The sequence below is a fragment of the Cupriavidus sp. USMAA2-4 genome (genome assembly GCF_001854305.1).
Taxonomy (GTDB): domain Bacteria; phylum Pseudomonadota; class Gammaproteobacteria; order Burkholderiales; family Burkholderiaceae; genus Cupriavidus; species Cupriavidus malaysiensis.
In genome coordinates this window covers 242832-258153 of sequence record NZ_CP017750.1, presented here as the reverse complement: position 1 = coordinate 258153, position 15322 = coordinate 242832, and the positions used below count along the sequence as shown (strand labels likewise).

Sequence of the window (15322 nt, the reverse complement as noted above, 5' to 3'; positions counted from 1 at the left end):
AGCCCCTGTATGTAGTATCGAACGGTACCCTCGCTGTTGACCACACGGCAGAAGACATCCGGCACGCTGTACAAGCGGGTGCGCTGCTGGCCGGAGACGTGACGATCCAAGGTGGTGGTCTCTTCTTCTCGGGCACGTTCAACGGCGGCGTGCTCTCGGTGCCGGATGGCACTCTGATCCTTGGGCCAGAGGCGGTGGTCGAGGGGACGGTGATCGCGAAGCGCGTCTACAACTCCGGCACGATGCAAGCGAAGAAGGTCGAGGCTGCCGAGCTCCTGGTGAACTGGGGCGTCATCCATGCTGAATCGGTTGTCACAACGCGCCTGCACAACGGAGGCACGTGCGCGGCGGCTGAGATCACGTACGAGTCCATGGAGTCGACCGGCGTCGTCCAAGGCAGCGTCAAGCGCATCGAGAGCGCCAAGGAAGCATGACGGACAACCTGCAGCGTCGATCATAGCGGGTTGGTCGCACTCGCCGCGGCCTAGCGCTACACATCACAAGGCGAGACAAGCAGCTAACTCCTCCGCAAGACGGGGATCATTTTGTCGGTTCGGCCAGGTCAAACAACATGTCCAGCAATCCCATCAAATCGCTTGAGTATCTCGGCGACGCTTCGGATCAAGTGCGCGATGCCGCAGCGACATTGCGTGCGCTTCAGCGCTTCCACCCAGATCTCTACGCGCGTGTCCAAGCGACGGCCCTGGCGTTGATCGAGATCGCTCGGGACTTGAACGCGATTCGGGGCACCGAGCATGCCAATCTTTTCAGTGACCACAGGCCCCAACACGTCCCGGACAATCAATGGCGAAGATCTGCTTGATTGGGCTTCATGGAGCCGGGAAGAGCACGCTAGGACGAGCTTTTGCTGACTATGGCTTCTGGCATCTGAACATTGGGGCAATCCGCCGGCTCATCCGCCTGGGGGTCTACCCGGCAGACGTGCCTTCCCGTCTCCTGCTCTCGTTACGCGACACTGAATCAGGGCGACCGCTGCCAGACGCCGTCGCGGCTGCGGTGATCGAGGTCGCGAACTCCCATGGCCGGGTCGTTGTCGATGGTCTGCCTTCGAGCCCGTCGCATCTCGCCTTGCTGGGGTCTGGCTGGGATGTGGTCCTCGTCGAGGCGCCGGACCAGGCTCGTGAGGAGCGTCTCGTTGAGCGCGCAAGGTCGACCGCCCGACAGTGGGACCCCAGCTTAGGATCGCCAAGGGACTACCAACTCGAAAGCGTTATCGCGGCGGTCGGCGAATCTCTGACGCGTCTCGACAACGCCGGCGACCTCAAAGGCTTGCGCACCTTCGTGGGTGACTACCTTCGAGGTCGAAATGACGACGAAGCAGCGGATTGACCGATCCGATCCTCACCAAGCACCGGTGCCAAAAGGTGCCCCGACACGGCCGGCAGCCGACAAGAGCTTCGCATATGTCATTCGATCAAGATACGAAGTCGACCGGCTGCGAGGGAGACGTTCCGGTGCTGCTCCGAGTGCCGTCAGTCCTGTGGCTTGGCGCTTTTGCATCTATCTGCATCGCGGCGGGACTGTTCTTTGTGCCGGAGCGCGTCAGCGGCCTTGGCGCATTTGCGATGCTTGCCGTAGCAGGCTATCTGTGGATCATCTTTGGCTTTCTTCAGGGCGTCGTCGCGCTAAGGAAGCGCGGCCGCTAGCGGCTGGCTCACGCACCTTTCGAGGGCTCTGGTACACAGCCGTGCGCGACGTGCGGACGTCCGGAAAGACGCCGACAGTAGTCATCACCCACAAGGACAGGCTGCTGCGCTTCGGCGCGGAACTGGTGTTCGCCATCTGTGAGGCGAAGCATGTCGAGGTCGTGATCCTCAACCAGGGCGAGGACACGACGTTCGAGGACGACTTGGCCAAGGACGTGTTGGAGATCATCACGGTGTTCAGCGCCCGGCTCTACGGCAGCCGCTCGCGCGAGAACCAGAAGCTGCTCGATGGGGTGAAGGCGGCCGTGGAGGCGTCGCAATGCTGATTGCCCATCGCATCGCACTCGATCCGAACAACGTCCAGGCGACGTACTTTGCCCGTGCGGCCGGCACGGCACGGTTCGCGTACAACTGGGCACTGGCCGAATGGCAGCGCCAGTATGAGGCATGGAAGGCCGATCACGCTCTGCCAAAGCCCTCGCAGATGGCGCTGCGCCGGAAACTGAACGCGATCAAGCGCGAGCAGTTTCCGTGGATGCTGGAGGTCACCAAGAACGCGCCCCAGATGGCGATTATCCAGTTGGGCCAGGCGTTCCAGAACTTCTTCGCCGGTCGGGCACGCTATCCGAAGTTCCGCAGGAAAGGCATGCACGACCGGTTCTCCCTCACGAACGACCAGTTCCGTCTCGACGGTTCGCGCATTCGCATCCCAGGCCTGGGCTGGGTGCGCATGCGCGAGACGTTGCGCTTTGCCGGCAAGATCATGTCGGCCACGATCTCCCGTGTGGCCGACCGTTGGTTCGTCAGCATCACCGTGGAAACACCCGACAGTTCGCATCTGCCCGAAGCCGAAAACCAAGGCGTGGTGGGAGTCGATCTGGGTGTGTCGGCACTGGCGACGCTCTCGACGGGAGAATCGATCCCCGGCCCCAAGGCCCACACGGCTTTGCTGTCCCGCCTGCGCAAGCTCTCGCGCAGCCTGTCGCGCAAGGTCAAGGGATCGGCCAATCGTCGCAAGGCGAAGGCCAGGCTGGCGGAGCTGCATGCCCGCATCGCCGCCATCCGTTTGGACGCACTGCACCAGCTCACGACGGACCTGACGCGCCGCTTCCATACCATCGGCATCGAGGATCTGAACGTGCGCGGCATGGTGACAAACCGGCATTTGGCACGTTCGATCGCCGACATGAGCTTTTTCGAGCTGAGGCGGCAGTTGGAGTACAAGGCAGATATGCGTGGGGGCAAGGTGGTAGTGGCCGAACGCTTCTACGCAAGTAGCAAGATATGCTCGACATGCTGTCACAAGCTGGACAGCTTGCTGCTGTCGGTGCGCGCATGGACATGCCCGGCCTGCGGGACGAGTCACGACCGCGATGTGAACGCGGCCGTGAACCTTTTACACAACGCCGTGAGTTCCACGGTGTCAGCCTGTGGAGAGGAAGGCGCTGGTCTTCGTCGCAAGACGAAGACGAAACCGGCCTCGGCGAAGCAGGAAGTCAGCGGCGATCAGATTCGCTCAACAGCGAGCAAGATTGCGCAAGTCTGATGGAACGGCAGTGAAGTTCAAGGCCGGGCAGAAGTTCAAGGATACGGTCAATCGATAGTTGAATCGACCGGGCCGTACTGGAGCCCGTCCGGCTGAGGCGACCGGCGTACGGTCAGAAAAAAGCCTCTTTTGAATTTCAAGTGGGTGGTATCGTGGCGGATTCCAGGTAAAGAAGAACACAAGCGATCCACAGCAAACGGTTTGAATCAGCCCTTGGCGTAAGCGATCCGTGGTTCGTGCGGGAAGTCGACTTCGATGCGGAAGCCAAGACGTTGACAATCCAGATTGACTCTGTTGCAAAGCGGACAGTTCGGCCTCCAAAGTGTGGATCGACTCGCGAACCTGCCGGCGTATCATGCCACGGTGGAGATGCAAGGAAGCTGCCATGACAGTTCGGCTCAGAGACTATTTGGAAGACTACGGCGATCTCGTGTCCGCCCACGATGCGTACTTGGCAGACCTAATCAGCAAGGCCGCCGAGAGCGGAGTGTCCGACTCGACACACCACCTGGCGCATCGGGCCGCAGTGAGCCTGCAGTCGCTGGTCCGGCGTGTGTCCGGAGCATTCGAGCAAGGCCACGCTCCCGCGGCGATGATCGCCACTTGGCGGTCAGACGCAAGGGTGTTCGTCGGTGACGCCGGCAAACGCTTTTGGACCCAGCGCGTCGATGGCAACAACGCGATCATGATCGACCTCGATCTGTACTGCCGACTCGTTCTTTTCGTGTATTTCGTCGGACTGGACCGGGACGAGGACGTGGTCGCCGATGGTCTGTCAGCCTTGCTGCTCCTGTCGATCGTCGTTCCCCGCGACGAGGACTTCCCCAGGCTGCAGGAGCTGATGAAGGCGGTCGCGCAGCGCGACTCCCGGCTGATCAACGACATCTTCATGCGCGTCGGGGAATTCATCGTTTTCCACGAAATCGGACACTCTTACACGGCCGAGTGTGGCCACGACTTCGTCCAGGTCGCCTTCGAAATTTCGCCCGGTACCAGCGTCGACCACATCAGGAACGTGCGACGCCATCAGGACGGCCCCATCTACAACCTTCTGGAGGCTCCGAATCGCCGGACCGGCGTCCTTCTCATGGCGCCGAGCTGTGAGCCCTGGACAGACGAGTTCGGTTCCGACGTCTTCGCTCTCTACGCCAATCTTTTGGCGTTCACGCACGAACGGCCGAACGCCCGAGACCTTGAGCGTGTCGCGGAGGGACTCACTGTCTGGCAACTCCTGCTGTGGGCGGTTGGCAGCCGGGAGTCGTACACGCACGTCATATCGGGCACCAGCGACTTTATGAGCCACAGTCATCCCACGGCACACATCCGCATGGATATCGTAGTGCACCATCTGGACCACATGGCCGAGGAGTACGCGCCCGAGTGGCTAAGCCCGGCACTAGGCAAGCTCAGGTCGTCCTATGAGTCGATCTGGGCATCCGACCTCGCGAGCAAACTTTCTCAGGGAGTCGAGTATGTCCGGTATGCTTTCGATGAGGACGGTCCCGAGATCAACGTCGGGCGGACCTGGACCTTCACCGGGAAGCCCGTCCAGTGCCATCCGTCGACGCTGAGCCGGCTGAGGGAGCAGTTCCTGGATCCTCTCCTGGAGAAGATCGAGCTCAAAGGCTGGGACAAGGCCGTCGACGACCACCTCGACGAGCACTTGGCCTATCTGCGGACATTCGGTGTCAACGAGGTGCCCACGCTTCTTCAACTGGGTATGCGACTGCGGAAGATCGGTGTTCGCCTGATTTCGGAGGATCGGACATGAAACTCTCATTGATGGACGAGCAGGAGGTGCGCACATTCGCGCGCGCAAACCGCGACCTCCTCGAAACCGCCATCTCCCCGGACGCCGAGAGCGTGCATCAAGAAGAGAACTTCTTCGGGGACACCTTCACGGTGGCCATGTTCGTCGAGCTCGTGAAGTCGCTCGCGGCAATCGCCGGGGCAGTCGCGGGCGTGGCCAAGGTGATCACGAGCGCAGCCGATCTGATCAAGTGGCTGGCCGGCAAACTGGGCAAGTCGAAGGCGGCGGGGTTGGAACCCGCACTCGCCGAACGAACCCTGATCCTCGTGTTCGAAGCCTATGCGAACCGCAAGGCTGGTATCCGCGAAGACGCCCTCCGGGCAGTCCTAGGCGCCGATGCGGATGACCTCTCCCAAACACTCGAGCACCTGCAGTCCCGCGGCGTCGTCAGAAAGGCCAAGGATGGGGCCTGGAAGTACGTGCGATCCTGAGCCACGACCGCCCCAACGACAACGGTAAAAAAAAGCGCCCCTTCCAAGAAGGGGCGCTTTGGCGTGAAGTCGGCCCTCAGCGTGTCACCCGCGTGCCGCCCGCGCCTGAACGCAGCAACACACGGTCGCCGGGCAAGAAGGCCTGGTCGGCATCCTGCACCACAGACACGAGCTGTCCGTAGTCGGTGCGTACCAGGATCTCAAGCCCAGTTCGACGCGGTACGGCGATCCGCGTCATGACCTGCTGGGTCACCAAGCCCGCAACAGGACCAGCGATTGCCGCGGCAACATAGCGCCCGCGACCGGAGCCCGCCTGGGCTCCGATCGTAGCGCCTGCGATCGTCGCGACAACGCTGGCCACACTGGCTGTCATGCCGAATGCGGGATCGTTGCTACCTTCCAGAACTACTGGTCGCACGCGTACGACCGAGACCAGTTCGACCTGGGCGCGTTGCAGTGCCTCGTTGGGCCGATAGTAGTTGGGAGAGGTATGCTCGACGGCGCAGCCCGAGAGGACTGCAGCAGCAGAGAAGAGGATTGCGATGAACTTCGACATGGTGTCTCCTGGAGATGAAGTGGGCGACGCCATGCCCCGTGGGCAGAAGGTCGCCCTTTGGGGAGTGGTGGATCGGGTCGGAACCCGGTATCTGATGGTCGGCCGGCACGCCGGCATAGACGATACGGACCGCTGATCAGGTCGCGGTGGAGCTCTCTGACTTTGGCTTGCGCCGGGCTTTCTGATCCTGATAGCCGAAGCGGGCCCACGCCTCGCGGTCAAGCGGAAGCGGGTTGGTTCTGCCAGTGGCCAGGTTGATGAAGGAGCCGCAGAACTGCAGCGTTCCCGTGCGGTAGAGCGTCCACAGCAGGTTGAAAGCCTGGACCGCGATTGCCTGATTGATGACCAACGACTGCTTGCGCAGTGCGTCTGCCATCGAACAGGACGGCGCCAGGTCGGCTTTGTCCTTCGATGGATCGACCAAGTCGGGGAACAGCTCGCCCACGTGGGGCAGCTTCCCGGCGCGCTTCTCGCCGAGCTGGCCAAGAATGACCTGGCCCCGATCCGACTCATTGCCGCAATCCAGATAGTAGCCTCGCGCGAAGCGGCAGGCTTTGAGGATTTCCTTACGGGCCGCACGCGTGTCGACGCAGCCAATGATCAGGTCTGGTTGGATCGATGCGCTGGCCGTGAGGCGTGTGCACTGCGCCTTCCAGTCGGTGCCCATCAGCAGGTTGATGCGATTCACGAGGACGGCAGCTTTGTACGCGCCAATGTCAGAGGGATAGAAGGACTGGCGCCCGATGTTCGTCGGGCTGACAGTATCGTCGTCGAAGACGGTGCAGAGAATGCCACCGGGGTGGCCAAGCTCGAGCATCGCATGGTGCAGCCTGGCGAGGCTCGTCAGCATGGCGCTGCCGGTGCCGCCAGCGCCCACTACGACGACTTGCCATGGTCGTGCCACCATGTGGCTAGGGATGGAGTGTTTCAGGGGTTTCATGGTCTCGATCGGCGGCGCTACGCCATGCCGCTGGAAGCTTGTGGAATGTCTCGAAGATGCCTTTTGCGCAGAGGCGCATGGCGACGCTCATGCGAGGGCGGTTGCAGTGGCCAAGTACAGCGGCCAGCTTGACGTCGAATCGATCGTCGGCGTCGTCGGTGGGTGAAAAGCCCGCGCCGTGGGCGCCATGGGAGTGGCAGTCGATAACGATGTGATCGCCGGCGGGTAACCGCGGCCGCTCATACTCGAGGCGGTTGGGTCCTTGGAGCGGCAAAGTGAGTCGCTGCAGCCTGAATTGCAGGGTGTTCTCGTTCCACACGACCCACGCGGCCGTCTCCAGCGGAAACGCTTCGCGGGCAAGCCGCGCGAAGGCCTCCACCAGGTCGGGCGGCACGCGGCCGCAACGGAAGTCGGTTGCCGCGACGACGGCCCCATACGGAATCGCTGTCGGGACGTTGAACGCCGCAATCCGCCGCACGAGGTGAATCCACGGGCGGGAGATTTCGAGGAACAGTCCGTTCGATCCGACTACCAGCCGCTCACCAGGTCTGGCGAGCGGCGGGAGCGGTTCGAAGCGCGGCATCTCGATGGTCGGGAACGACGCCTGAAGCGTCATGTCGCGGGCGTTCATGCGGCGCTCCGGCCTGGTCGATTGGCAATCAGTGCGCCCAGCGTCCATTCCGTCGGAACAAGAACCTCCCGAGGGAAGCCCGAGTCGTGCACGCCGGCAAGCATGTCGCGCCAGAAGGCGAATTCGCCGTTCGGGTACGAAAGGCGCTGCTTGCCGTGGTTCGGGTGGGTAAATGCGGAGTCAAAGAAGCCCGCCTCCCAGCCTGGCACTGCGCTGACGCTGACTTGCCCCGGTACGTGTGCGGTGCCGATGCAGATCTTGCCGTCGTTCCATGTGTTGAAGTACGGCGGCTCGAACAGTGCGGTATCCGGCGTCGGCCGCGAATCATCCGGCAGCGCAAACACACGGAATCCGTCGAGAGCCGCTTGGAAGACGAGCGACGGATGGGGAACCACCCGAGACCGCTTGCCGAGCTCCTCGCAATCGAAATACACCCGGCGCGGTGCAGTCGGACACCACCACGTCACCGCATGTGGCGACACCGACAGCACAGTGCCAGATAGATACCCGCTTTCGGCAGCGGCGCGCTCGCCCAGGCCGGTGAGAGCCTGGATCAGTGCAACCCGATCGACGGGCCGTCCTGCTTGGATCGTAGGACGCCTGCTTTTCGGATCCTCGCTGACCGTGTGCATGGTGGCATAGAGCGGCGCGTTGTTGCGGTCGCAGTACAGCAGAATGGCTTGCGAGAGCGAGACCTCGATCGAGGCTTCGCCAATGAGAGTTCCGGACATGTGTGTTCCTTTTTCCATTAGTCGGCTGTGGTGATATGACAGAGGACGCGGTCGATGCAGGACAACACTTCGAAGCCGTAGGCCCAGTCGGCGTACTGCTGACGCATGGCGCCGGCGTCGGTCGCGAAGGGGACGAAGCCGAAGAAGGTTGTTGCCTCGCCGGTCTGCGATTCGTGCTCGTAGATGTCGTCGTACATTTGCGCGACGCGATCGGTGTGGTCCCAAACAAGGCCGCACGCTGCGTAGACTGGATTCGCCGAGTAGCAACGATCAAACAGTTGCTTTGCCCGATGACCTCGGAGCAGCGATTGCAGCCGGATCAGCTCGGCGCACAACCGTTTCGCGCGGCCGTCGGGCTGTGCTGCGATTGACTTCAAGTCCGCGCTCGAAAGCCCGGGCCTGCGTCTAATCTGGCGCGTCCCTTTCTTCTCGGTCCAGAGCCCTAGCTTGGCTGGGCAGAAGTCCTCCCACACTACGGAGGGCAGAAACTCCTCGATCTCTGCCTCGTCCTCGCCGAAACGGTCAGCAAGAGATTCCTTGGCTTCCTGGTCAGTGGTCGATTCATCGCCGTCCCAATACCAAGCGGCAAAATGGGAAAGCAGTTCATGAGGCGTCCGGATCCAGACCGTGCGGAACGAGGCCGCCTCCACGAGGTGGAGGGCGGTGCCGAGCAGCAGCGGATGGGCGCGGCGCAGGCGATCCGCGGCCGGCTTCAGGTTGTAGATTGGCTCGCCCTCGCTGCCGAGTGCCAAGTACAGAGGCGACTCGCCTTTGAAGTCGTCGTGGTCGTATTGGTGCTGGATGGCGTTTCGTACCGAGTCCGCATCCATGACGTGGATTTGGAGACTGAGCCGGCGTAGGGCGCCCAGGTGCCGGCGAGCCCAGGCAAAGAACGCCTGGCCGAACATCTCTGCCGCATCGCCCGTGGAACGAACGTCTTTGGCGGCAAGGCGACGGTGCTCAAACTGCTGGCGGATGAGGGAGCGGACTGCTTCCGGGGTGTGAAACTGGATCCGTCCAACGGCGGGGACTGTGTCTGCGATGCCTGGCAGCGTCAGAAAATCAGAGGCAGGTCGACGTCGGGCAGGGGGAGCGTAGCTGTATGGCGCATCGAGGGGTGGGTATCCCGCGAGCGCTGCAGCAGTCGATGTAGCGTCGCGCAGCATTCTTTCATCTCCTGGGATTGAAAAAAAACCGCCCTTTCGGGCGGGTTCGTCTTGGCGGGAGCAGTCTCCGCAGTGGAGAGTGCTCGCATCAGATCGCGGTGGCGCATGGCTAGCCTTTCGCGCCAGCTGCACGCTGGAACGTGTAGGACGCGATGTCGCCATTCACCGTAGGCCCATCCACCGCGGCGGTGGTGAGCTCCGGATACTGGGCGGAGTAGAGATCCCTGACGTCATCCGGGCTGAATGCCGGGCCGGGGTCGGCGAACTGCATGCCGTTGTAGAGGAACTCGCGCACCAGGCGTGCAACTTGAATGCTCATGCGGGTCTCCCGTTAGATCAGGCTCGACAGATCGGTGCCGGGAGGCTCCGACGCCGCCGGCGCCGCTGCAGGCGCGCTGGTCTGGCTCGCCGAGTCGGTCTGGGTGTCATCGTCGTCGTCCGCGTCCTCGGGGTCGGCGGGCGCCGGCGTCTTGCCCTTGCCGCGATTGGCTTGGGAGATTGCCTTAGCTGCCTTGTCGGTCTGCGCATTGCGCGCGGAGGCGATCACAGCGTTCGTTGCTTCGACCTGTTCGGCCAGCGACTTGCGTTCATCGCTGTACGCGGCGAGCGCGCCGGCGAAGCCTTCGTCGAGCTGCGCGGCGGTTGCGGTGAGCACCAACGGCGTTAGGAGCGCGGCATCGGAACCTTTCTTCGGCTGTGGGCCGACGAGAATGGTGAGGCTGTCCCCTTTGAGGGTCAGTGAGAGGTTGAGCTTTTCGCAGCCTTGCAGCAGCGGCAAGAGGTCTTGGAAGAATGGCATGGATGGGATCCTAGGAATGGAGGAGGCGGGCTTAGAACAGCAATACGCGAGGGATTTTTCCGGTGTAGTCGAAGCCGGGCACGGCAAGCAGCGCTTCGATCAACTCGGGCTTGGACTTGTTGAAGGTCTTAGTGGCGTCCTTGCCGAGGGCGGCCAGCAGGCCCAACTCGTCAGCGACGACCTTCATCTCCGACTTCGTCAGCAGTTCAAGGAAGGCTTTGTCGAGCTTCCAGTGCTGGCGCAAGTCAAGCTTGCGATCCTTGCAGAGCGCGACGAGGTCCGGCACGTCGACGCCTTCGATGGCCGCCACAGTGAGTAGCGTCGTCATCTTGCTGCGATCTGCGTCACTGAGGTTCGCCGCGCAGGCAAGAGCGTCGTCGATCGACAGCACCTGGCACTGCGTGTTCGGCACCAGCCGGTCGTGCAGCTTCTTGACCGACGAGCCGTCGATCTTGCGGGCCAGGCCAGCGAGCGCAATGGCGAGCAGATAATGGGTAGCAGCGGCCGGATCGCGGGCGATCTCCTTGCGGAGGGCGACACGCCATAGTGCCACCCGGAAGGCTTTGACCTTTTCGGTTTCGGACACCTCGGTCACCGGAGCTTCGGAAGCGCCAGCCTTGTTGCTGCCGCCGGCGGTGCCGGGTCGCGCCGGCGTCTTCTTGCTCGTTGCGCTCGTCGACGCGGCCGCTTGGATGGTCGTGGAAGACTTGCGCGCGGCGATCTTCTTGCTATTGCAACCGGTGTCGAAGCACTGCCCGCGATAGGTCTTGCCGAGCGAGTCCGGTAGGCCGCTGACGGCGGCACCGTAGTTCTGGCACGCGTGGCACGCTTTCGCTTGCTCCTCGCCCACACCCATTGGCCCGTCCACCTGCAACTGAATGCGGGTGAAGTTTTCGCCGGGGCGAACAATGCGCACCGTCGGGTACTCGTCCTTCAGGCCCGCCGCGATGGCATCGAGCTTTGCCTCACTCTTTTTCTCGAAGCAAGGCCGGTTGGTGCAGTTGCCGGTTCCAATGGCCTCGGCGAACAGTTCCGACTGCAAGGCCGAATTGTGCGGGCACGCAGCGCAATCGGTCTTGTCGAAGATCGCAGTATCGAGTTTGAGGGCGATGCGCTCGATGGTCGCCTTCAGTTCGGCGACCGTCTTGTTCTCCTTGATGATCACCGGCAGGAGTCGGTCCTGCGACTCCTTCGGCAGGGCCGCCAGCAGTTCACCGTGGCCGAGCTTGATCTTGCGTTCGTCGAGAGCTTGGAGGACGTCGCTGCTGCAGTTCATGAGCGCCAGGCGGCTGTCGAGGAACTTGCGTTCCCAACCGAGCATCAGCGCTGCTTCGTCGCGGTCCCCCTTGCAGCGGCCCACGGCGCGGGCCGCCGAAACCGCCTCTTCCGAGGGGGCGCAGTCGTCGCGGGCCGTGTTCTCGATCAGCGCGATCGCTTCAGCTTCTTCCTCGCTGAGGATCTTGATGACCACGGGGATTTCGTAGCCGTCCCCATACAGCTCCAACGACGCGCGGTACCGGCGTTCGCCGGCGACGATCTCGTAGTAGCCAGGTTCCTCCGGCAAAGGGCGGACGACGATCGGCTGGAAGACGCCGCCGGCGGCTTCGATACCGGCCTTCAGTTCCGCCATCTTCTTCGGATCGAAGTAGCGGCGGGGATTGAATTGGCTGCGGCGAATGAAGCGCAAAGCGAGCTTGGGTTGCTCGGTGAGAGTCGTTGTTTCGATTGCAGTGGCTTCCATATGCGATTCTCCATCGAGAGGGAACCGCCCCGTGAGGGGACAGGTCCCCTCTTGGGTTGAAGGTGCCGCGTAGGCGGCATGGGAAAAGCCGACGATGCTCACGCATCTTTGCGCTGCCGCGCGGGCAGGGCAAAGGCGCCTGGGGCGCTTCGGGGCGACAATCGCGGCGCACCCCCAAGAGATGCGCCGCGGAGTCGTCAGCCGGTGAACGTGCCGTCAGCGAGATAGCTGACGCTACGGTTTCCGGTGTTGTGGACGCAGTCCGACATGACTTCCTGGAACATCGTCTCCGGAACCTGGATCCCGAGGGCGTTCAGGCGGGCGCGATAGTAGTCGAGGTCGGCATCCGACGAGCCGGGGTCATCCAGGTTGTGATAGAGGAACTCCTGCGCGCTGCGGGGAGAAAGGTCTGCGACCCAGAGGAAGAAGTAGCCCAGTGGACGGTCCCAGCCGAGAACAACGTTGACGGGGCGGTCGTTGGAGGTGGTGCGAAAGCTGTGCTGGCTCATGGCTGGATAGATTGGGAAATGGGGAAAACCGGACACCGCCCCGAAGGAGCGGTGCGCCGGAGCCTTTAGCAGGCGGCTTCGATCACCTGCAGCGCGACGGCTTTCTGTGCCGCGCCCTGACCAAACCACGCAGAGTCGAGGCGGTTGGCTGCCGAGCGGCTACGGGTGTGATAGTCGTAGTACTCGGTGACTGCGTTCAGCAGCCCCCATGCCGTGCCTTCCACACCGTCCAGGGTGGCCCCGCGGCCGGCACCGTTGAAGAGGTTCATCACCGATTTGTAGCCCTTCGACTCGGTCACATCGTCGTGCGTGGTCTTGCTAAACAGCGTGCGCAAGACCGCATCGGCGTCCGCTACCGAGAACGGCGTCTGCGAGAGGGCCTGCATGCGGCCCATGAACTCGTCGAAGACCTGCTTTCCGATGAGGCCCAGCTGCTCCTTGACGACGTTCGGGTCGAACTCGGTGTTGTGGCGCACGCGGACGACGGTGTCGGCCGACTGGTCGCCGCTCGCACGATTCAGGCTCATCTGCAACGTGTTGTTGCAGACGACGCGCACCGAGGTGAACTGCGCGGTGGTGGCGATGGTTCCGTCGCAAGAAGTGGCCAGGAGCAGGTAGCTCTTGACCGAGTCGCGTGCGACCACTTCGGCCTCGTAGCCCGTGCGCGCGAGCGCCCAGATGCGGCGGCCGCCCTTGAGGGTGCCAGCGGTCTCGATGCTGAAGCCCGACCCGTCGATCAAGTCGCGGAAGAACTCCAGCACCTCCCCAGGCTGCACTTCCTTGTAGCGTTTCGAGACCACCGCGAGGGGCGCATTGGTGTCGCTGCGGTACAGGACATGCTGCTCCGGGAACTCATGGAGTGTGCCGTTCTTGTACTGCACGGGGCTGCGGTGGATATCCCAATCGAGGTGGGCCTCGCGGCGCCACACTTCGATCGGCGCGTTGGCGGAGAGTTGCTGACCCAGACCATGCCAGGGTGTCTCGCCCACAAATGCCATGGATGCGCGGCCGTTGGCGAAAATTTCGAGTTCGTGTGCCATGAAGGTTCTCCTGATTGGCAATTAAGACAATGCGGCGACGCGCCGCAGCGAAAAGTCAGGAGACATCGAGCCTTCCCTGTGGACCTGGCCAGGCGCACAAGGAAGCCCCGGAGGGGCTGGGGTGGAGGTGGGGGTCAGAAGCCGAAACGAACGCCGCAGCGGCTGGCATAGCGGCCTTCAAGGCCTGCTGCCTTGGCAGCTTGCGCGAGCGCGGCAATGCCGGCGTCACGGCTCGCCATCGGCTCTTGCTCCGCTTTGCCGTAGGGTTGGCACAACCGCTTCTTGAGGAAGTACGTGTCGTCGGCCTGGTGGAGGGTGACTTCGGAGTGGAGAGTGCGGATGCCTGCGATGATCAGCGTGGTCGTCACGGGCACGATGGGTTGCGGTTGGAGCGAGGCTTCGGTCGCGGGAAGTTCGATGTCATCGGTGACGGTTGGCTCCAGCTCCGTGTATGCGTCGACGTAGGCCTCGATGGGAGGCACATCGTCATGGCACACGGGCGCCAGCCTCCCGCCCCCGGTGGGGTAGGGAAGAGCGTACATGAGTACTCCTGTTTCAGTGGATGGCGTCGACGCAGATCGATGCGATGGCTGCACGCATGATGCGCCTGCTGCAGTCCAGGCGTTTGCCGGACTGCACGCAGTAGTCGACTAGTTGATTCGTGCCGTCGATGATCAACGTCCCGTAAAGAACGAAGGAATCGGCGGAAGCACGGTGGAATTGGTGGATGCGAGCCTCGCTGTTAGCGAAGCGATCCGCACTGCGCCGGAATACCTGCGCAATGAAATTGCGATGCTCTAGAACTTGCAGCGCTTGGATCAGGTCCTGGCGCTGCAGCGCACCGACAGGATGGATGAGGCCAAGCGGATCTTGGGTCCGGGAAGCGGGCGAGATGATCCGCGCAGTATGCGCGGGATCCTCGCACTGAAGCTCGGGTCGGATCGACTCAAGCAACCGGATGACATCCCTGCCTACTGCTGCGACTACCATGTCCCCCCCTTTCCGTTCATGCCGCTCAGGCGGCGAGTAGAAAAGGAGTAGCTGCCCAAAATTCTGCACCAATTCGCAAGTTGCGCGCAAGAGGGTCCGTGCGAACCTATGAAGGCGATGGCGCGGTTCTGGGATGCATGCGGTCCTTCGACCCCTACCAACGAGGGGGCATGTAGTCTTCCTTGCACCGCATCACCCATTTTTGGGGGCGGTCAACGTTGAAAGAATTGGTAGATAGCAAGATGGCAGACTATGCAGCAGTGAAGAAGTCCCGCAGGGGGCGACCGTCGGTGACATTGAATCAGGAGCAGGTGGAACGGTTGGTCCGAGGGCTCGTGAGGCCGAGTGCCGCAAAGCTACTTGCTGAGGCGCCGGGGCGGCTCGGTATCAGCATTGGGCGTACCGAGGCGCGGCGCATCGCGAAGTTGTTCAAGCCGAACGATGATGAAGACACGGTCCGGACGAGGCTCCACTTGCGGGCCGACACCGCGGACCTGCTGGCGGAGATGGCATCGCATCTCAGTGTCACGAAGTCCGAAGCACTCGAGTTGGCGCTACACAATCTGCTTAAGCAGCTCTTCGCGGGCCAGGCAAGCCTGATCCGTCGAAAATTGCCGCCCGAGATGGTGGCTGTCTACCGCAAGGCGTTGGGCGCCGGTAGGTAGGCCGAATCGGGTCCGACTAGCATCGCGCTCGTGCGAGGCCGGCGCGGGAGCCCGGCCGGTCGGCGGTCGACCCTTTGTTTTGAGGCGCGCAGGCGCGCGT

Annotated in this window: 21 protein-coding genes and 1 pseudogene; 10 read left to right on the top strand and 12 right to left on the bottom strand. The window is 62.6% G+C overall.

Annotation, left to right across the window (positions count from 1 at the left end; translation table 11 throughout):
- The first annotated feature begins 98 nt into the window (after positions 1-98).
- The 8 genes and pseudogenes from BKK79_RS40950 to BKK79_RS37240 all read left to right on the top strand — a co-directional run bounded on the left by BKK79_RS40950 (position 99) and on the right by BKK79_RS37240 (position 5454).
- Entirely contained in the window at positions 99-434 is a 336-nt protein-coding gene (locus BKK79_RS40950; protein ID WP_157128696.1) for a polymer-forming cytoskeletal protein, read from the top strand.
- 137 nt (positions 435-571) lie between these two features.
- Positions 572-823: a hypothetical protein gene (locus BKK79_RS40945; protein WP_157128695.1), complete on the top strand. Its 252-nt coding sequence runs from the start codon at positions 572-574 to the stop codon at positions 821-823.
- Entirely contained in the window at positions 805-1350 is a 546-nt protein-coding gene (locus BKK79_RS37265; RefSeq protein ID WP_071040722.1) for an AAA family ATPase, read from the top strand. The genes BKK79_RS40945 and BKK79_RS37265 overlap by 19 nt, the downstream gene beginning before the upstream one ends.
- A gap of 74 nt (positions 1351-1424) precedes the next feature.
- Positions 1425-1667 carry a hypothetical protein gene (locus BKK79_RS37260; RefSeq protein WP_071040721.1) on the top strand — a complete coding sequence of 81 codons (243 nt, stop codon included), beginning with the start codon at positions 1425-1427 and terminating at the stop codon, positions 1665-1667.
- Between the two features lie 62 nt (positions 1668-1729).
- Positions 1730-1993: pseudogene (locus BKK79_RS42210) on the top strand (recombinase family protein); the annotation flags it as partial.
- The gene (locus tag BKK79_RS37250) at positions 1987-3213 is read left to right on the top strand and encodes an RNA-guided endonuclease InsQ/TnpB family protein (RefSeq protein ID WP_071040720.1); all 1227 of its coding nucleotides are present in this window, start codon (positions 1987-1989) and stop codon (positions 3211-3213) included. The pseudogene BKK79_RS42210 and the gene BKK79_RS37250, both read left to right, overlap by 7 nt.
- Before the next feature lie 385 nt (positions 3214-3598).
- Complete coding sequence (locus BKK79_RS37245) at positions 3599-4984, top strand: hypothetical protein (RefSeq protein WP_071040719.1); 1386 nt, start codon at positions 3599-3601, stop codon at positions 4982-4984.
- A complete protein-coding gene (locus BKK79_RS37240) occupies positions 4981-5454 on the top strand; it encodes a hypothetical protein (protein WP_157128694.1) in 474 nt (157 codons plus the stop codon). Before BKK79_RS37245 ends, BKK79_RS37240 begins: the two co-directional genes overlap by 4 nt.
- Before the next feature lie 76 nt (positions 5455-5530).
- Here the strand turns inward: BKK79_RS37240 and BKK79_RS37235 are convergent, their stop codons facing one another.
- Positions 5531-6010 carry a hypothetical protein gene (locus tag BKK79_RS37235; RefSeq protein WP_084085793.1) on the bottom strand — a complete coding sequence of 160 codons (480 nt, stop codon included), beginning with the start codon at positions 6008-6010 and terminating at the stop codon, positions 5531-5533.
- On the opposite strand from BKK79_RS37235, the gene BKK79_RS40940 reads away from it, so the two are divergent.
- Complete coding sequence (locus BKK79_RS40940) at positions 5997-6146, top strand: hypothetical protein (protein ID WP_157128693.1); 150 nt, start codon at positions 5997-5999, stop codon at positions 6144-6146. The two genes, BKK79_RS37235 and BKK79_RS40940, sit on opposite strands and share 14 nt — an antisense overlap.
- On the opposite strand, the gene BKK79_RS37230 is transcribed toward BKK79_RS40940, so the two are convergent.
- The 11 genes from BKK79_RS37230 to BKK79_RS37180 all read right to left on the bottom strand — a co-directional run bounded on the left by BKK79_RS37230 (position 6147) and on the right by BKK79_RS37180 (position 14557).
- The gene (locus tag BKK79_RS37230; RefSeq protein ID WP_071040716.1) at positions 6147-6950 is read right to left on the bottom strand and encodes a PRTRC system ThiF family protein; all 804 of its coding nucleotides are present in this window, start codon (positions 6948-6950) and stop codon (positions 6147-6149) included.
- Positions 6922-7581: a PRTRC system protein A gene (locus BKK79_RS37225; protein ID WP_071040715.1), complete on the bottom strand. Its 660-nt coding sequence runs from the start codon at positions 7579-7581 to the stop codon at positions 6922-6924. The genes BKK79_RS37230 and BKK79_RS37225 overlap by 29 nt, the downstream gene beginning before the upstream one ends.
- Positions 7578-8312, bottom strand: a complete 735-nt coding sequence (locus BKK79_RS37220; RefSeq protein WP_071040714.1) for a PRTRC system protein B — start codon at positions 8310-8312, stop codon at positions 7578-7580. Before BKK79_RS37220 ends, BKK79_RS37225 begins: the two co-directional genes overlap by 4 nt.
- Before the next feature lie 17 nt (positions 8313-8329).
- A complete protein-coding gene (locus BKK79_RS37215; protein WP_198173449.1) occupies positions 8330-9478 on the bottom strand; it encodes a PRTRC system protein F in 1149 nt (382 codons plus the stop codon).
- A 109-nt stretch (positions 9479-9587) separates the two neighbouring features.
- Positions 9588-9797, bottom strand: a complete 210-nt coding sequence (locus BKK79_RS37210) for a PRTRC system protein C (RefSeq protein WP_071040712.1) — start codon at positions 9795-9797, stop codon at positions 9588-9590.
- Positions 9798-9809: 12 nt separating this feature from the next.
- Positions 9810-10277 carry a PRTRC system protein E gene (locus tag BKK79_RS37205; protein ID WP_071040711.1) on the bottom strand — a complete coding sequence of 156 codons (468 nt, stop codon included), beginning with the start codon at positions 10275-10277 and terminating at the stop codon, positions 9810-9812.
- A 31-nt stretch (positions 10278-10308) separates the two neighbouring features.
- Positions 10309-12018 carry a PRTRC system ParB family protein gene (locus tag BKK79_RS37200; protein WP_071040710.1) on the bottom strand — a complete coding sequence of 570 codons (1710 nt, stop codon included), beginning with the start codon at positions 12016-12018 and terminating at the stop codon, positions 10309-10311.
- Positions 12019-12215: 197 nt separating this feature from the next.
- A complete protein-coding gene (locus tag BKK79_RS37195; RefSeq protein WP_071040709.1) occupies positions 12216-12527 on the bottom strand; it encodes a hypothetical protein in 312 nt (103 codons plus the stop codon).
- 65 nt (positions 12528-12592) lie between these two features.
- Complete coding sequence (locus tag BKK79_RS37190) at positions 12593-13567, bottom strand: DUF932 domain-containing protein (RefSeq protein ID WP_071040708.1); 975 nt, start codon at positions 13565-13567, stop codon at positions 12593-12595.
- A 134-nt stretch (positions 13568-13701) separates the two neighbouring features.
- Positions 13702-14109: a hypothetical protein gene (locus tag BKK79_RS37185; RefSeq protein ID WP_071040707.1), complete on the bottom strand. Its 408-nt coding sequence runs from the start codon at positions 14107-14109 to the stop codon at positions 13702-13704.
- Positions 14110-14122: 13 nt separating this feature from the next.
- Positions 14123-14557 (bottom strand): hypothetical protein, encoded by a 435-nt coding sequence (locus tag BKK79_RS37180; protein ID WP_071040706.1) that lies wholly within the window; start codon positions 14555-14557, stop codon positions 14123-14125.
- Between the two features lie 242 nt (positions 14558-14799).
- Between BKK79_RS37180 and BKK79_RS37175 the strand changes: the two genes are divergently transcribed.
- Complete coding sequence (locus BKK79_RS37175; RefSeq protein WP_071040705.1) at positions 14800-15222, top strand: hypothetical protein; 423 nt, start codon at positions 14800-14802, stop codon at positions 15220-15222.
- Positions 15223-15322: the final 100 nt, after the last annotated feature.

What these genes read in the sequence shown, in the direction of transcription:
- BKK79_RS37175 (WP_071040705.1), top strand. Translation starts at nt 14,800, where the DNA reads ATGGCAGACTATGCAGCAGTGAAGAAGTCCCGCAGGGGGCGACCGTCG.
- BKK79_RS37230 (WP_071040716.1), bottom strand. Translation starts at nt 6,950, where the DNA reads ATGAAACCCCTGAAACACTCCATCCCTAGCCACATGGTGGCACGACCA.
- BKK79_RS37240 (WP_157128694.1), top strand. Translation starts at nt 4,981, where the DNA reads ATGAAACTCTCATTGATGGACGAGCAGGAGGTGCGCACATTCGCGCGC.
- BKK79_RS37185 (WP_071040707.1), bottom strand. Translation starts at nt 14,109, where the DNA reads ATGTACGCTCTTCCCTACCCCACCGGGGGCGGGAGGCTGGCGCCCGTG.
- BKK79_RS37225 (WP_071040715.1), bottom strand. Translation starts at nt 7,581, where the DNA reads ATGAACGCCCGCGACATGACGCTTCAGGCGTCGTTCCCGACCATCGAG.
- BKK79_RS37220 (WP_071040714.1), bottom strand. Translation starts at nt 8,312, where the DNA reads ATGTCCGGAACTCTCATTGGCGAAGCCTCGATCGAGGTCTCGCTCTCG.
- BKK79_RS37265 (WP_071040722.1), top strand. Translation starts at nt 805, where the DNA reads ATGGCGAAGATCTGCTTGATTGGGCTTCATGGAGCCGGGAAGAGCACG.
- BKK79_RS37210 (WP_071040712.1), bottom strand. Translation starts at nt 9,797, where the DNA reads ATGAGCATTCAAGTTGCACGCCTGGTGCGCGAGTTCCTCTACAACGGC.
- BKK79_RS37250 (WP_071040720.1), top strand. Translation starts at nt 1,987, where the DNA reads ATGCTGATTGCCCATCGCATCGCACTCGATCCGAACAACGTCCAGGCG.
- BKK79_RS37205 (WP_071040711.1), bottom strand. Translation starts at nt 10,277, where the DNA reads ATGCCATTCTTCCAAGACCTCTTGCCGCTGCTGCAAGGCTGCGAAAAG.
- BKK79_RS37200 (WP_071040710.1), bottom strand. Translation starts at nt 12,018, where the DNA reads ATGGAAGCCACTGCAATCGAAACAACGACTCTCACCGAGCAACCCAAG.
- BKK79_RS37235 (WP_084085793.1), bottom strand. Translation starts at nt 6,010, where the DNA reads ATGTCGAAGTTCATCGCAATCCTCTTCTCTGCTGCTGCAGTCCTCTCG.
- BKK79_RS37180 (WP_071040706.1), bottom strand. Translation starts at nt 14,557, where the DNA reads ATGGTAGTCGCAGCAGTAGGCAGGGATGTCATCCGGTTGCTTGAGTCG.
- BKK79_RS40940 (WP_157128693.1), top strand. Translation starts at nt 5,997, where the DNA reads ATGAACTTCGACATGGTGTCTCCTGGAGATGAAGTGGGCGACGCCATG.
- BKK79_RS37260 (WP_071040721.1), top strand. Translation starts at nt 1,425, where the DNA reads ATGTCATTCGATCAAGATACGAAGTCGACCGGCTGCGAGGGAGACGTT.
- BKK79_RS37245 (WP_071040719.1), top strand. Translation starts at nt 3,599, where the DNA reads ATGACAGTTCGGCTCAGAGACTATTTGGAAGACTACGGCGATCTCGTG.
- BKK79_RS37215 (WP_198173449.1), bottom strand. Translation starts at nt 9,478, where the DNA reads ATGCTGCGCGACGCTACATCGACTGCTGCAGCGCTCGCGGGATACCCA.
- BKK79_RS40945 (WP_157128695.1), top strand. Translation starts at nt 572, where the DNA reads ATGTCCAGCAATCCCATCAAATCGCTTGAGTATCTCGGCGACGCTTCG.
- BKK79_RS37190 (WP_071040708.1), bottom strand. Translation starts at nt 13,567, where the DNA reads ATGGCACACGAACTCGAAATTTTCGCCAACGGCCGCGCATCCATGGCA.
- BKK79_RS37195 (WP_071040709.1), bottom strand. Translation starts at nt 12,527, where the DNA reads ATGAGCCAGCACAGCTTTCGCACCACCTCCAACGACCGCCCCGTCAAC.